Source organism: Paraburkholderia aromaticivorans (assembly GCF_012689525.1).
In the GTDB taxonomy this organism is placed as follows: domain Bacteria; phylum Pseudomonadota; class Gammaproteobacteria; order Burkholderiales; family Burkholderiaceae; genus Paraburkholderia; species Paraburkholderia aromaticivorans_A.
The window spans coordinates 3,500,734-3,514,677 of the sequence record NZ_CP051515.1 but is presented as its reverse complement, the minus strand read 5'-3'; the positions used below and the strand labels follow the sequence as shown (position 1 = coordinate 3,514,677).

Annotated in this window: 12 protein-coding genes; 8 read left to right on the top strand and 4 right to left on the bottom strand. The window is 64.3% G+C overall.

Features of this window, described 5'->3' with window-relative positions:
* Nucleotides 1-214 precede the first annotated feature (214 nt).
* The 6 genes from HF916_RS27485 (at nucleotide 215) to HF916_RS27460 (ending at nucleotide 4,035) form a co-directional block, all read left to right on the top strand.
* Nucleotides 215-523 carry a hypothetical protein gene (locus tag HF916_RS27485; RefSeq protein ID WP_168791874.1) on the top strand — a complete coding sequence of 103 codons (309 nt, stop codon included), beginning with the start codon at nucleotides 215-217 and terminating at the stop codon, nucleotides 521-523.
* Between the two features lie 190 nt (nucleotides 524-713).
* A complete protein-coding gene (locus tag HF916_RS27480; protein ID WP_165924046.1) occupies nucleotides 714-872 on the top strand; it encodes a hypothetical protein in 159 nt (52 codons plus the stop codon).
* A 441-nt stretch (nucleotides 873-1,313) separates the two neighbouring features.
* Nucleotides 1,314-1,613 (top strand): hypothetical protein, encoded by a 300-nt coding sequence (locus HF916_RS27475; protein ID WP_168791873.1) that lies wholly within the window; start codon nucleotides 1,314-1,316, stop codon nucleotides 1,611-1,613.
* Between the two features lie 193 nt (nucleotides 1,614-1,806).
* Entirely contained in the window at nucleotides 1,807-2,682 is an 876-nt protein-coding gene (locus HF916_RS27470) for a 3-hydroxyacyl-CoA dehydrogenase family protein (protein WP_240975634.1), read from the top strand.
* 129 nt (nucleotides 2,683-2,811) lie between these two features.
* Complete coding sequence (locus HF916_RS27465) at nucleotides 2,812-3,423, top strand: flavin reductase family protein (protein ID WP_168791871.1); 612 nt, start codon at nucleotides 2,812-2,814, stop codon at nucleotides 3,421-3,423.
* Nucleotides 3,424-3,600: 177 nt separating this feature from the next.
* Nucleotides 3,601-4,035: a cupin domain-containing protein gene (locus HF916_RS27460; protein ID WP_168791870.1), complete on the top strand. Its 435-nt coding sequence runs from the start codon at nucleotides 3,601-3,603 to the stop codon at nucleotides 4,033-4,035.
* 85 nt (nucleotides 4,036-4,120) lie between these two features.
* Here the strand turns inward: HF916_RS27460 and HF916_RS27455 are convergent, their stop codons facing one another.
* Complete coding sequence (locus tag HF916_RS27455) at nucleotides 4,121-5,584, bottom strand: polyhydroxyalkanoate depolymerase (RefSeq protein ID WP_168791869.1); 1,464 nt, start codon at nucleotides 5,582-5,584, stop codon at nucleotides 4,121-4,123.
* Between the two features lie 219 nt (nucleotides 5,585-5,803).
* Here HF916_RS27455 and HF916_RS27450 point away from each other — a divergent pair, with 219 nt between their 5' ends.
* Nucleotides 5,804-6,457, top strand: coding sequence for a glutathione S-transferase family protein (locus HF916_RS27450; RefSeq protein ID WP_168791868.1), 654 nt, complete (start codon nucleotides 5,804-5,806; stop codon nucleotides 6,455-6,457).
* Between the two features lie 79 nt (nucleotides 6,458-6,536).
* Here HF916_RS27450 and HF916_RS27445 read toward each other — a convergent pair whose 3' ends face one another.
* From HF916_RS27445 to HF916_RS27435, 3 genes are all read right to left on the bottom strand, one after another.
* Entirely contained in the window at nucleotides 6,537-8,510 is a 1,974-nt protein-coding gene (locus HF916_RS27445) for a methyl-accepting chemotaxis protein (protein WP_168791867.1), read from the bottom strand.
* A 161-nt stretch (nucleotides 8,511-8,671) separates the two neighbouring features.
* Nucleotides 8,672-11,239: a heavy metal translocating P-type ATPase gene (locus HF916_RS27440; RefSeq protein WP_168791866.1), complete on the bottom strand. Its 2,568-nt coding sequence runs from the start codon at nucleotides 11,237-11,239 to the stop codon at nucleotides 8,672-8,674.
* A gap of 128 nt (nucleotides 11,240-11,367) precedes the next feature.
* The gene (locus HF916_RS27435) at nucleotides 11,368-12,018 is read right to left on the bottom strand and encodes an FMN-binding negative transcriptional regulator (protein ID WP_168791865.1); all 651 of its coding nucleotides are present in this window, start codon (nucleotides 12,016-12,018) and stop codon (nucleotides 11,368-11,370) included.
* 295 nt (nucleotides 12,019-12,313) lie between these two features.
* Here HF916_RS27435 and HF916_RS27430 point away from each other — a divergent pair, with 295 nt between their 5' ends.
* Nucleotides 12,314-13,732, top strand: coding sequence for a DUF1254 domain-containing protein (locus HF916_RS27430; protein WP_168791864.1), 1,419 nt, complete (start codon nucleotides 12,314-12,316; stop codon nucleotides 13,730-13,732).
* Nucleotides 13,733-13,944: the final 212 nt, after the last annotated feature.

Sequence of the window (13,944 nt, the reverse complement as noted above, 5' to 3'; positions counted from 1 at the left end):
GCGCCGCGCCGGCGTCAAGCCGGTTGCGGCGATCCACTTTCCTACCTCCGCCCACCGCCCACCGCCCACCGCCCACCGCCCCGTTTCACCAGATAGACGCCGTAAGGCGTCGCGTGTTTCCGCCACGCCGCAATGCAAACCCCACGTTCTACACTCTCAACGCTGTTGCGAAGCCGGACCGGATACGCCAGCGCATCTTCTGACGGGAGCCACCATGCCGACTAGCGAACACAAATATTCCATCGAGGAACTGTTGGGCGCACTTCTGCGCGATCAGGGCATCCACGAGGGCCACTGGGCGTTGAACGTCGAGTTTTCAGCGACGGGCGCCGCGGTCAAGCCGCAAGACAATCCGGAGCGGACGCTGCCGGGTCTGATCGTGTCGGTGAATAGCGCGACGCTGATGCGCGCGGACAGCACGGCGCCAGGCGCCGTCGACGCCGCCGCGGTCAACCCGAGCAAGGCCGCGGCGAGCCCAAAGCCCGTGCGCAGTAGAAAGCCGGTGTCGACCACGCTGCAATAGGCCGGCCCTTTTGACCCTGAAATTAAAAAACAGGGACGTTGTCATGATGCAACGCAACATGTGAAAAATACCTGCGACAACGCATCACACCGAGAAATTGCTGCATTGCACTAGCTTTTTCCTAGGGAAAACCCTATACTTCTTATTAAGGGAAAACCCTAGCAAATGCAGTAACTAACCGGGAGTCGCCATGAGCTTCATTTTTGCATTGTTCCAAAAGGTCAGCGACCTCTTTGCGTCGCCCCATCTGCCGCTGGATGCGGACTACTCGTACGAAGCGCGTAGCCGCGAAGCAGAGCGCGTGCGCAGAGCACAAGCTACGTTGTTCGGCGTCAAGCTGAGCGACTAAGAGCAAGTCGTACCGGCCCAAGCGCGGAGCAACCGCGTACGGGCGCGCACTTCGGGTGCGCATCGCATCACTATTGAAGCCACAGTCCGCGAAACGCGTACCGTGGCTTTTTGTTTTTCAGGCCCGTTCGCCGCTGAGGGCTTGTCTCCGAATATTTCCCGGCCGAAATGAATGTAACGGGGCCTGAAAGATGGCCGCCGAGCCCACGTGGTCCAGTCATGGCCCATGGCTTTGTAGACAGGGCGCGACAGGCAAAATGCGCTTTGACCATCCGTCCCTTTCTATGAAATGTGCGCTTACAAGTGCTCACGTCTTCATGCGGTTTGCCCCGCTAAAGTTGGTCTCAAGCGTACGGCGTCTGGTTCGAGCCTGAAATTGCAGGTCCAGGTCGATCTTGAGCACGGACGCTGGCTTGATACAAAACTTTGATGGGAGGTCACTATGAAAACCTTGAACAAGACATCGCGTTCGATCATCGCAACCTTGCTGGCGGGCGGCGCGTTGCTCGCGGCCGGCAGCGCATTTGCTCAGGAACGCGTGGTCGTGGAAAACGGCCCGGGACCGGCGGTCTACGGTCAACCGCACATGATGCCGGTGGGCGTGTCGATTGATATCGGCTGGCACGGCGATCGTTACTATGACGGCCATCGCTATTGGGCCCATGACGATTGGATGCGCCATCATCCGCACGACAACGATCCGCATCACCGCGACGACCATCGTCCGCCCCAGCGCTACTAATTCGCGCGTGATGGCGCCGCACGACGCGGCGTCGGCGTGAAGTCCACAGAGCCGGTCCTTCCTCGCGGAAGACCGGCTTTGTCACGTTCGGGCTTACGAATCGGCGCGCTGCGCTATGCTTGAACGCTTTTATCGATGGCAGCAGGAGAGCGGTTTGGACAAGGCAGCGATAGGCGTAGTGGGCACGGGATTGATGGGCGTCGGCATTGCGACGCAAAGCGCATTGCACGGACACAGGACGATCGTTCACGACGTCGATCCGGCGCGTCTCGCGAGCGTCGCGCCGAAAGCGGAAGCGGTGCTCGACGAACTGATCGACGCCGGGCGTATCGACGAGGCGGCCAAACGGGCGGCGCTGGCGCGCATCGAAACGCACGCGGAACTCGACATGATGGCATCGGCGCAATTCGTGATCGAAGCGATTCCCGAGGTCCTCGAATTGAAGCATCGCCTGTATGCGGCGCTGACCCAGTTGCTGGCCGACGACGCGATTCTCGCGAGCAACACCAGCGGTTTTCCTCCGGATCAACTCGCCGCTCCGTTGCACGCGAAAGACCGCTTTGTGATCGCGCATTTCTGGAATCCGCCGCACATGATTCCGCTCGTCGAAGTCGTGCCGGGCACGGCGACCGCGCCCGAAGTGACGCAGCAGACCGCAGCGTTGATGAGCGCGATCGGCATGGAGCCCGTAGTGCTGGCGAAGGCGATTCCGGGTTTCGTCGGCAACCGGTTGCAGTTCGCGGTGCTGCGCGAGGCGTTGAATATCGTGCGCTCGGGCGCGGCGACGCCGGACGTGGTCGATCGCGTGATGAAGGCGTCGCTGGGTCGCCGCTGGGGGATCGTCGGACCGCTCGAAGGCGCGGACATGGGCGGCCTCGACACCTTCCTCGATATCGCTTCTCATCTGATGCCGGAACTGGCCAAGGACGAAGACGTGCTCGACCTATTGCGTGAGCAGGTCGAAGCAGGGCGTGTCGGCGTGCGCAGCGGCGCGGGTTTCCATGACTGGGACGATGCGCATCTGGCGCAGGTGAAGGAAGGGCGCAAGCGTGTGATTAGCCGGGGTTGATTTACGCGAAAGGGCGAGGCTTAAAAGTGCAGCGTCATGAGAAGCCTCGCAGCCAACGCACGCCCAGCAGCCCGCGCCGCTCTGCGGTATAAATGCCGTCTCGCCCCATCAGCAAGGCCCCAAATCTCCATGCCCCACTACTTCTACGACCCCGCCACCGGCCATGGCCTCCCGCACGATCCGTTCAAAGCCATCGTCGCGCCGCGTCTGATCGGCTGGATTTCCTCGCGCGACACCGCAGGCACATTGAACCTCGCGCCCTATAGTTTCTTCGGCGCGTTCGCCACCTTTCCGGCGATCATCGGTTTCTGCAGCGAAGGCCGCAAAGACAGCGTCGCCAACATCGAAGCCACCGGCGAATTCGTCTGGAATCTGGCCACCAAACCGCTCGCCGAGCAGATGAACCGCTCGTCGGCGCCAGTCCCGCCGCACGTCGACGAATTCGAACTCGCCGGCCTCACGCCCGCGCCGGGTCGCAACGTGGCCGTGCCGCACGTCGCCGAATCGCCGGCTGCGCTCGAATGCAAGCTGCTGCAAGTGGTGCGGCTGCATACGCTCGACGGCACGCCGATGGACAACTATCTGTCGCTCGGGCAAGTGGTCGGCGTGCATATCAACGAGGCGTATCTGAAAGACGGCCTGTTCGACACCCACGCCGCGCAGCCGATCATGCGCGCCGGCTACCGCGCCGACTACGCGGAAATCGGCGACATGTTCGAGATGTTCCGCCCGACCGCGTAGACACCACAGCGCTCAAAACCACGTCGCGCCTCGCCACATGGCGCGACATCCACGGCATCGCCTCCGCATCGCGCAAAAAGCAAAAAGCAGTGCCCGCACACTGGCGCGCTTGATGCTTGCAACCGACGCTCCAACGCGTCGTTTTCAACTGCCGGCTCACTCGCGAGGAGCGCGATCATGTCCACCGAATTCGCCACGCAATTCAGTCATGTCCGTCCGCAAGACACGTCCTATGAGGATCAGGGCTTACGCGACTTTTTTCTCTACCGTGATTTAGGCATCGCGCAGGCGACCGGCGGCAAGGTGCTCGCGCAACTCGTCAAGGCGAATCACGCACCAGAGCAAGGCACCGGCTGGCACCGTCATGAGGCCGATTTCCACATTGTGATCATGCTGAAGGGTTGGGCGCGTTTTATGTATGGCGACAAGGAGACGCTCGTCGCCGCCGGCGATTGCGTGCATCAGGCGCCGGGCATCGTCCACTATCTGTTCGACTACTCGGAAGATATGGAGTACATCGAAATCGTCTCGCCGGCCGATTTTAAATCGATTGAAGTCGACGGACCGTGCGAGGTGCCAGCAGTGACGCCGTGGAAGAGTATTGCGGCTTAGCGAAAGCCGACAGCGGTTGCATGCTTGAGTAGCGCGAGTACTACGCAATCAAGCAGGCAGCCGCCGCTCGCTTCTGAACAACAAGTCATTGCGCCGCCGGCGGCCGTCTGCGCGGAGCGCGTGACGCCTGCGGCTTGATGGCAGCCGTTGAACCCGCACTCGACGTGGCGCTCGATCCATTCGCCCCGGCCGTTGCCGCCGCGCCCACTTCCACATCGACCACCGCCGTTGCCGCCGGCGCTGCTGGAGTGACCTCTGCAGCCGTCGCTGCTGGCACCGGCTGAATCGTGCGCGCCCCCGAACTCACCAGCACGGCGCGCGGTTCGTTGTCGTAGATCACGGCGCGCACGCGCGGATAAATATGCCGCTCCCAGCGATGTCCATTGAACACGCCGTAATGCCCGACGCCAGTCTGCACGTGATGCGTCTTCAGATACGGCCGCAACTTGTCGCACATGTCTTGCGCAGCGAGCGTCTGGCCGACGGCGCAGATATCGTCCTTCTCGCCTTCTACAGTGAGCAACGCGGTGCGGCGAATCTTCGACGGCTCGACGAGACGCCCTCGCACTTCGAGCGCATGCAACGGCAGCGCATGACGCTGAAAAACCGTATCGACGGTCTCCAGATAAAAGTCAGCCGTCAGGTCCATCGTCGCGAAGTATTCTTCATAGAACGTGCGGATCGTGTCGGCCTTCGCCGGATCGCCTTTGGCGCGCTCGTAATGCATCGTCTCGAACGAGTCGAGATGTCGGTTGAGGTTCATCGCCATGAACGCGGTCAACTGCATGAAGCCCGGATACACGCGCCGATGCGCGCCCGCAAAACCGAACGGCACCGCGCTGATCAGCTTCTGCTCGAACCACTCCAGCGGTTTGCTTTTGGCAAGTTCGTTGACGCGCGTCGGGTTGATGCGGGTATCGAGCGGGCCGGCCATCAGCGTCATGCTCGCCGGTTGCGCGGGATGATCGTCGGCGGCCATGAGCGCGACTGCGGCTAGCGCGGCGACGGTTGGCTGGCACACGGCCAGCAGATGCGCGCCAGGCCCGATCGTTTCGGTGAAGTCGATCACGTGCTGCACGAATTCGTCGAAGCCGAAGCGGCCCTGGCTCAACGGCACGTCGCGCGGGTTGTGCCAGTCGGTAACGTAGACGTCGTGTTCGGCCAGCATGGTGCGCACGGTGCCGCGCAGCAGCGTCGCGAAGTGGCCGGACATCGGTGCGATCACCAGCACGCGCGGTTGCGGCGCCGACGGCTGGGTCTCCTTACGGAAATGCAATAGCGAACAGAACGGCGTGTGCGCCGCGATCTCCTCGACGACCGCCACGGATTTGCCTTCCGATATTACGCTGTCGATCTCGAACGGCGGCCGCACGGGCGTGAGTCCGGCCAGCGTCAACAACTCGCAACCCGCGCGGATCGAGCGTCCATGCGATGTCTCGGCGAACGCAGGCCACGCGTCGAGCGAATGATTCACCAGCGCCGCGCCGTGCCGCATCGGCAGCATCATGTCGGCGAAAGCCTGGTATGTGGGATATGCGAACAGGTTCATAACCTTCGCACGAATGCTGAAGAGGAAGGAACCCAAATAAAGGCAAGTCATGTGCCATGCATGCATACGCACTGGTGCAGCCGTGCCATCACGTTGGCATAGCATTTGCGCGAGTCGGGAGAACGGGCCGAATTTGCCGCGCTTTGGTGCGCGCGCGCACGGCAACGTGCACGCATCGCGTCAGGCGCCGACCGAGCGCCTCATCTGAAGGAGAATCGTATGGCGAATACCTCGCTCACCATCAGCAGCAAGAATTATTCGTCGTGGTCGTTGCGCGGCTGGCTGCTGACCAAGTTCAGCGGTTTGCCTTTCGAAGAGATCGTGATGCCGATCGACGATCCCGCGGCACGCGCCGAACTCCTGTTGCTGTCGCCGTCGATCCTGGTGCCGTGCCTCGTTCATGACGGCATCAAAATCTGGGACACGCTCGCGATCGCGGAATACCTGAACGAACTGAAACCGGACGCGAAGCTGCTGCCCGAAGATATTCGCGCCCGCGCGCATTGCCGCTCGATCTGCGGCGAGATGCACTCGGGTTTCGGCTCGCTGCGCTCGGCTCTGCCGATGAACCTCAAAGCTCACTTTCCGGGCTTCAAGGTGTGGGCGCGGGCACAGTCGGATATCGATCGCATCGTGACAATCTGGGGCGATTGTCTGAAGCAGTACGGCGGGCCGTTTCTGTTCGGCGAGCGCACCGCGGCGGACGCAATGTACGCGCCCGTCGTGACGCGTTTCGTGACCTACGACGTCAAACTCGATCCGGAGATCGTCGAATACGGGCAGCGGATCATGGCGATGCCCGAGATGCTGGAGTGGATCGCCGACGCGCAACAGGAAGTGGAGGAAATCGACGAACTGGACGTCGAGTTCTGAAGAAGCCGAGCGGCGACACTGCCGCAACAGCGGGCGGCGCTCGGCGCGACGAGCCGCACCGTGCCGCGACCACTGCACCTCAATCGCGCCCGTTCCCCAGTTTGAACACGCTGACCACTTGCGCGAGACGCGCGGCCTGATCGCGCAACTCGGCCGCCGCGAGTTCGGCCTCGCCGACGATCGTCGCGTTCTGCTGCGTGGCTTCGCCGATCTGCGTGACGGCGAGATTCACCTGCTCGATGCCGCCCGATTGCTCGCGCGACGCGACGCTGATTTCGCCCATGATCGCCCGCACCTGGCCGACCTGTTGGACGATGCCCTGCATCGTCGAACTGGCTTCTTCGGCAATCTGGAAACCGCTTTGCACGGTCGCCGTGGATGTCGCGATCAGACTCTCGATCTCCTTCACCGAAGCCGCGCTGCGTTGCGCCAGCGCGCGCACTTCCGAAGCCACGACCGCGAAGCCCTTGCCGTGCTCGCCGGCGCGTGCCGCTTCCACCGCTGCATTCAGCGCGAGGATATTGGTCTGGAATGCGATGCCTTCAATCACGCTCGTGATCTCGGCGATCTTCTGCGACGAGCGGCTGATCTCGCCCATCGTCGACACCACGCGTTCGACAGCGCGGCCGCCTTCGAGCGCGGCATCGGCGGCGCGCGCGACGAGCGTGTTGGCTTGCGCGGCGTGGTCGGCGTTCTGCTGCACGGTCGAGGTGATCTCTTCCATGCTGGCTGCCGTTTCCTCGAGGCTGCTCGCCTGGGTGGCGATCCGCGCGGCGATATTGCCGCTGCCGGTGGCGATCTTTTCGGTGCCGTGCGACATATCCGTCGAAGCATTGCGCACTTGCGAAACGATGCGCGCGAGACCTTCGCCGATGCCGTCGATCGACTGCATCAGGCGGCCGATTTCATCGGCGCGCGCGTTCGCGCCCTTCGCGACGCGCACGCTTAGATCGCCCGAGGCGAAACGCTCGGATGCCTTGGCGGCTTCGTCGAGCGGGCGGCTCACGAGGCGTCGCACCGCAAACAGGAACACGGCTGCGAACACGCCGACGAGCACCAGGCCGAGCAGCAGGAATTCGTTGCGGGTGGTGATGACGTCGGCCATCACTTCGTCGCGCGGCGCGACGCCGCCCACCAGCCATTGCCATTCCGGCACCGTCACGAACGAGACGAACTTGTCGCGCGAACCGCGTTCGCCGAGTGTTGTGTCGGCCGAACTGTATTCGAGCTGGCCTTCCTTCATGTCGAGCATCTGCTGATACGGCGCGTTCGCGTTGTCGGCGTTCTGGCCGGTGGCGGCCGGATGCACGATCAGCTTGCCGCGATCCGCGCCGTTCGACGCGTTGACGACGAAGTAATAACCGCTGTCGCCGATCTTCAGGGTGCGAATGCCGTCCTGGACCGATTGAATTTCCTTGTCCACGTTCACGCCGACGAACAGCGCGCCGATCACGCGGCCGCTTGCGTCCGTGATCGGCCGGTATTGCGTGATCAAACGTTTGCCGAAGAGCGCGGCGAGTCCCGTATAAGGCTTGTTCGCGAGCAGCAGCGCATAGGCCGGTGCCTTGCGGTCGAGCAGCGTGCCGATCGCGCGCGAGCCGTCCTGTTTCTTCAGCGACGTCGTGACGCGCACGAAATCATCGCCGCTGCGCGCGAAGATGGTTGCCACCGCGCCGCTGCGTTCGAGAAACAGATCGGGGATGGAAAAGTCCATGTTCAGAACTTTGTCGCCCGCCTTGATGGTCGGCGTGGCGACGCCGCCGATGTCGACCTTCTGGGTCTCGTCGAGCGCGTAGCCGGTGGGCAGGAAACTCGCGAATAGCGACATCGAGCGATCGACCTCGTTGGACAAGGCTTTGTCGAACAGCTTGATCATCGCGGCGATGGAGCGGTCCTTATCGGCGATGCGTTCGAGCACCTGATCGCTGATCTGCTGGCCGGCGGTGCGGGTGAGCGCCCACGTGAACGCGGCGAAAATCAACGCCACCAGCACGCACGAAAGTATGGCGAGCCGCGCGCCGACGCTGGCGCGGCGCAAAGAGAGAAATTCCATGGACGTTTGTGGAGTAAGGAAGGACAAGGACGCACGAGCCATGCATAGGCATGCCCGGCGTCGATGACTTGTTTACGGCCGCGGCGTCCGCTTTCTTTAGAAATTTGAAAGCACTTCGTAATTGGCTATGTTGCCGGCGGAGCGCTTCAATGCGCGCGCGCTCAGTGCGCCGAACTGCGCTGCGCGCCGCGCCACGTGCGCAGCAGCAGCGCGTTGGTAACGACGCTCACGCTCGAAAAGGCCATCGCCGCGCCGGCGAGCATCGGGTTCAGCAAGCCGAAGGCGGCCAGCGGAATGCCGATCAGGTTATAAGCGAACGCCCAGAACAGGTTCTGCTGGATCTTGCGCCACGTCTTGCGCGAGATGTCGATGGCGTCGGCCACGAGCGCCGGATCGCCGCGCATCAGCGTAATGCCCGCTGCGTGCATGGCGACGTCGGTGCCGGTCGCCATCGCGATGCCGATGTCGGCGGCGGCGAGTGCGGGCGCGTCGTTGATGCCGTCGCCCGCCATCGCCACGATGCCGGCGCTGCGGATTTTCAGGTCGCGGATCACGCGGGCTTTGTCGTCGGGCAGAACTTCCGCGTGGAATTCGTCGATGCCGAGCGCCTTGGCCACGCTCGCAGCGCTGCCGCGGTTGTCACCGGTGACCAGCACGCTCTTGATGCCCATTTGCGCCAGTCGTTCGACGGCGGCGCGTGCGGTCGGTTTAACGGTGTCGCCGAAAGCGATCAAGGCGAGTCCCGCGGGCGCTTGCGGATTGCGCTGCATGAGCCAGGAAACCGTGTTGCCCGCGGCTTCGAGTTCGCGAGCGCGTGCGGCGAGTTCCGGCGGCAAGTCGATGCCGAGTTCGTTGAGCCAGCGTGTGCTGCCCAGCGCAAGCGTGCGTCCGTTGACGTCTGCTTCGACGCCACGCCCCGCGACGGCGCGCGCGGCGCTCGCCTTGCTGACAAGAGCCTGGATAGGCGCGGCCGCGCCGTCACCGTTCGTCGCTGCTGCTTCTTCATACGCCTTGATCACTGCCCGCGCCAATGGGTGATCGCTATTACGTTGCACCGCTGCGGCAAGCGCCAGCGCTTCATCGCGGCCGATGCCGCCAATCGGTTCAAACGCCGTCACCGACGGTTGGCCGAGCGTCAATGTGCCGGTTTTATCGAACGCGACGATCGTCACGCGATGCGCGGTCTCCAGCGCTTCGGCGTCCTTGATCAGCACGCCGCGCCGCGCCGCGACGCCGGTACCCGCCATGATCGCCGCCGGCGTGGCAAGGCCGAGCGCGCACGGGCAGGCGATCACCAGCACGGCGACCGCGTTCAGAATCGCGGTTTCGCCGCCCGCGCCGGCGATCAGCCAGCCCACCAGCGTGAGCGCGGCAATCGCCAAAATCGCCGGCACGAAGATTTCGCTGACCCGGTCGACGAGACGCTGGATCGGCGCTTTCTCCGCCTGCGCGCTTTCCACGAGGCGGATGATCCGCGCGAGCGTCGTTTCCGCGCCGATCGCGGTGGTCGTCACGGCAATCGCGCCTTCGCCGTTGATCGAGCCGGCGGTGACCGCGTCGGCCACCTGCTTCGGCACCGGCAGGCTTTCGCCGGTGATCAGCGATTCGTCGATATGCGTGCGGCCTTCGAGCACCGCGCCGTCGACCGGCACGCGTTCGCCGGGACGCACGATCACCACCGTGCCGACTCGCACTTGCGCGAGCGGGACGTCGCGTTCGTCGGCGCCGACGCGAATGCGCGCGCGCTCGGGGCGCAGCGCGTTGAGCGCGCGGATAGCGTCCGTCGTCTGGCGCTTGGCGCGCGCTTCGAGCCACTTGCCGAAGCGCACCAACGTGATCACGACCGCCGACGCCTCGAAATACAGATGCATCATGTCGCCCGGATGGGTCGCCAGTTCGTAGACGCTGATGCCATACGCCGCCGACGTGCCGAGCGCCACCAGCAAGTCCATATTGCCCGCGCCGGCCCGCACGGCGCGATAGGCCGCGCGATAGAAGCGCGCGCCGAACACGAACTGCACGATCGAAGCGAGCGCGAGTTGCAGCCACGGCGAGAGCATCGCGTGCAGGCCGAACCATTCGCCGACCATCGGCGCGACGAGCGGCAGCGTCAGCACGGCGGAGGCGAGCACGGCGGCCAGTTCGCGGCGGGTCTGGTCGCGCTTGCGGTCGGCGGGCGCGGCGCGGTCAGCGTGGTCGGCAGCCGCCGATGCATCCGGCGGCACGATCAAGGTCGCTTCGTAGCCCGCTTTCTTGACGGCGGCGATCAGCGCGTCCGGTGCGGCGGCCGTGCCATCCAGATTGACGGTCGCCGTTTCGGTCGCCAGATTCACCGACGCGCCGACCACGCCCGGCACTTTCGCCAGCGCCTTTTCGACGCGCGTCGCGCACGAGGCGCAGGTCATCCCGCCGATCGCCAGTTCCGTGGATTGCTGCGCCTCAGCTACGAGCGGCGGCGTGTCCGTGGAGGCGGACAGTGTGGCGTCGTAGCCCGCCTTGCGCACGGCATTGGCGAGCGTCTCGGGATCGACGGTGGCGTCGCTTTCGATGCGCGCTCGTTCCGTGGCGAGATTCACCGACGCACGCGTGACGCCCGGCACTCTGTTGAGCGCTTTCTCGACGCGCAGCGCGCACGAGGCGCAAGTCATTCCGCCGATGTCGAGTTCGGCGGTCCGGGCGGACGGGGGGGCAGCGTCCGCGGGGCGCTGTGGGTTGGCAAGTTCGCTCATGGTAGGCAAGGCTCGTGGCGGCATCAGGCCGCATCATGAACCCAGTATTGACCTTCCCATGATGGGAAGGTCAAGGGCGAATTGCAGGGCGCGCTTCAAAGGCGCCGGTACCTCGCCGAAACGCCCGCTCAGAAGGCCGGCGGCGCGTCCAGCATGGCTTGGCCCACGGCCTGCTGTTCGTCGCTCGAGCGCGCCAGCAGGGTTTCGGCCGCGCCGCGACGGTCGTCCGCAGCCTTGTTCTGGCCGAGCTTCCACTTGCCGACCAGCCGCGTCACCTCGATCTCGATACCGACGATCGCGCCGAGCATTTGCGCGATGAAGTCGGCGGGCGCATCGCCCATCTTCCACGGCACCGGTTCGCCGGCTTCCATCTTGCGCGTCAGACGCGCGACCAGGCCGCGCACGAACGACTCGTCGTCGCGCACGACGATGCGGCCGTGAGCATGCACCACCATATAGTTGTAAGTCGGCACCTGCCGATGCGCTTCGTGCTTGCTCGGATACCAGTTAGGCGAGATATAAGCGGCCGGCCCTTGGAAGATCACGAGCGCATCCGGATTCGCGGCGGCTTCCTGCCACACAGGGTTCGCGCGAGCGACGTGAGCGCGCAGGATGCCGTGCGTTTCACCGGCCGCGGACGGGACTTCGAACTCGAACGGCACATGGTTCGCATCGAGCCCGTTCGGCCCGTTGGTGATCAGCGCGCCGAAAGGCTGCTCGGCGATCAGGCGATGGAGAACCTCTGGGCGGTTCTCTTCGAAATGGGCGGGCATGTACATGAAGCGCTCCGGATACGAGGGGGCGAAAGAGCAGTGATGAAAAGTCGCCCACGGCGTGGGGTGCCGGGGCGATGTAACAAAAAACGTCAACCGTACCGCAAAAAAGCGGCTCGCGCGCGCGAACGGCGCTAATCCTGCCTTTGCGCTTGCCTGGTGAGCAAGGATACGATACAACCCGATGTTGTCGGCATCGCGAACCGCGGACTGGCTGCGTTGGGCTTTGGGAGGCCGCGCAAACAGGGTTCGCCGGACGCCGGCGTCTCCCTTAGGACCACACGTTCCGCCACCTGAACGAATGATAAAAAATCGCCGAGCACTGTTTTCGATTCACTGGACCTGCGCATCGTTCGCGGGCCTTGCATTTCTGGCCGGTTGCGCGTCGGCGCCCACCGCGACGCAAAAATCCACGGGTTGGATCAAGGACGAAGTGGCCGACTCGTACGTATTCGGCTACCCGCTGGTGCTGATGGGCGTCGCGCGCGATGCGGCGGTCGGCACCAATCCAGGCCAGGCGCCCCTCAATACGCTGCGCCACGCACAGGCATTGCCGCCGATCGGCGCGGCCAATCCGATGCAGCCGAGTCTCGATACATTCGATTCGACCGGCTGGCTGGACGTCGGCAGCGAACCGGTGATCGTTTCGCTCCCCGATTCGCACGGCCGCTACGTCGACGCCCGCGTGCTCGACATGTGGACCAACGTGGTGTGGTCGACCGGCTCGCAGTTCGCCGCGCGCGCGGCGGGCATCAAGGCGCAGGCGATCGCCTTTGTCGGTCCGGGCTGGCAAGGGGATTTGCCTAAGGGTGTGACGCGCGTCGACGTGCCGACTCGCAACGCGTGGGTGAGCGTGCGTATCCAGTCGAACGGCACGCGCGACCTGACGGTAGTCCATAAGCTGCAGCGCGCCATTCGCGTCGCGCCGCTGAGCGTCTACGCGGGCGACGGCCGCTCCGCCTCGATCACACCGCCGCGCAGCAATGCCGCCGACGCCGCCGCGGGCGCTTCCGGCACGCCGGCCGCGCAGGTCGCCGCGCTCGACGCGAACGGCTTCTTCACGCGACTCGCTCAGGCCTTGCCTGACAATCCGCCGACGCCGGCTGATCCCCATGCGCTCAAATTCCTGTCGGACCTCGGCGTGACGCCGGACGAGCCGGTCAAGCTGCCAAAAGCGCCGGAAGCCATCGCGGCCGGTCTGGCCGACGGTCATGAGCGTGTTGCCACGCCGCCGTCCAATTTGCTGAGCGGCAACGGCTGGAGCTGGTTCGGCGACGGCGTGGGCAACTACGGCCCCGACTACGCGATGCGTGCCTATGCCGCTTATGCGCAACCGGGCATCGGCACGAAAGACGACGAAGTTCGCGCGGTCGTTACACAGGACAGCGACGGTCGCGCGCTCAACGGCGCAAACCGCTACGTGATCCACTTCGAGGCGAATCAGCTGCCGCCGGTGCGCGGCTTCTGGTCGATCACCGCCTATACGAAGGACGGCGCGCTCGGCGAAAGCGCGCCGGCGCGGCTGGCGGTAGGCGATCGCAATGGCGCGCGCCGCAATCGCGACGGCTCGCTCGACGTGACGGTGTCGTCCGCTCGGAGCAAGAGCGGCAACTGGCTGCCGACGCCGCGTGGCGATCTGCAACTGGTACTGCGTCTGTACGCACCCAAGCCGCAAGCCACCGACGGCAGTTGGCAACCGCCGGCCGTCGTGCGTCAGTGATACTTGCGTGTCCATGACGTGACAGCCGCGCTTCAGTAACGAGCGGCTAACGCATCGAGCAACGCATGTCTGCCGCATCAACTCGGCGGACATGCGACGCTATCGCGCGGAGTAATGTGTAAGCCACGTCTTACATTTATGTCCCACGAAAGATTCACGACTTATACTGCCGCTTGCGGGATTTTCGTTTTCGCGGCGGGCTTGCCGCCGCA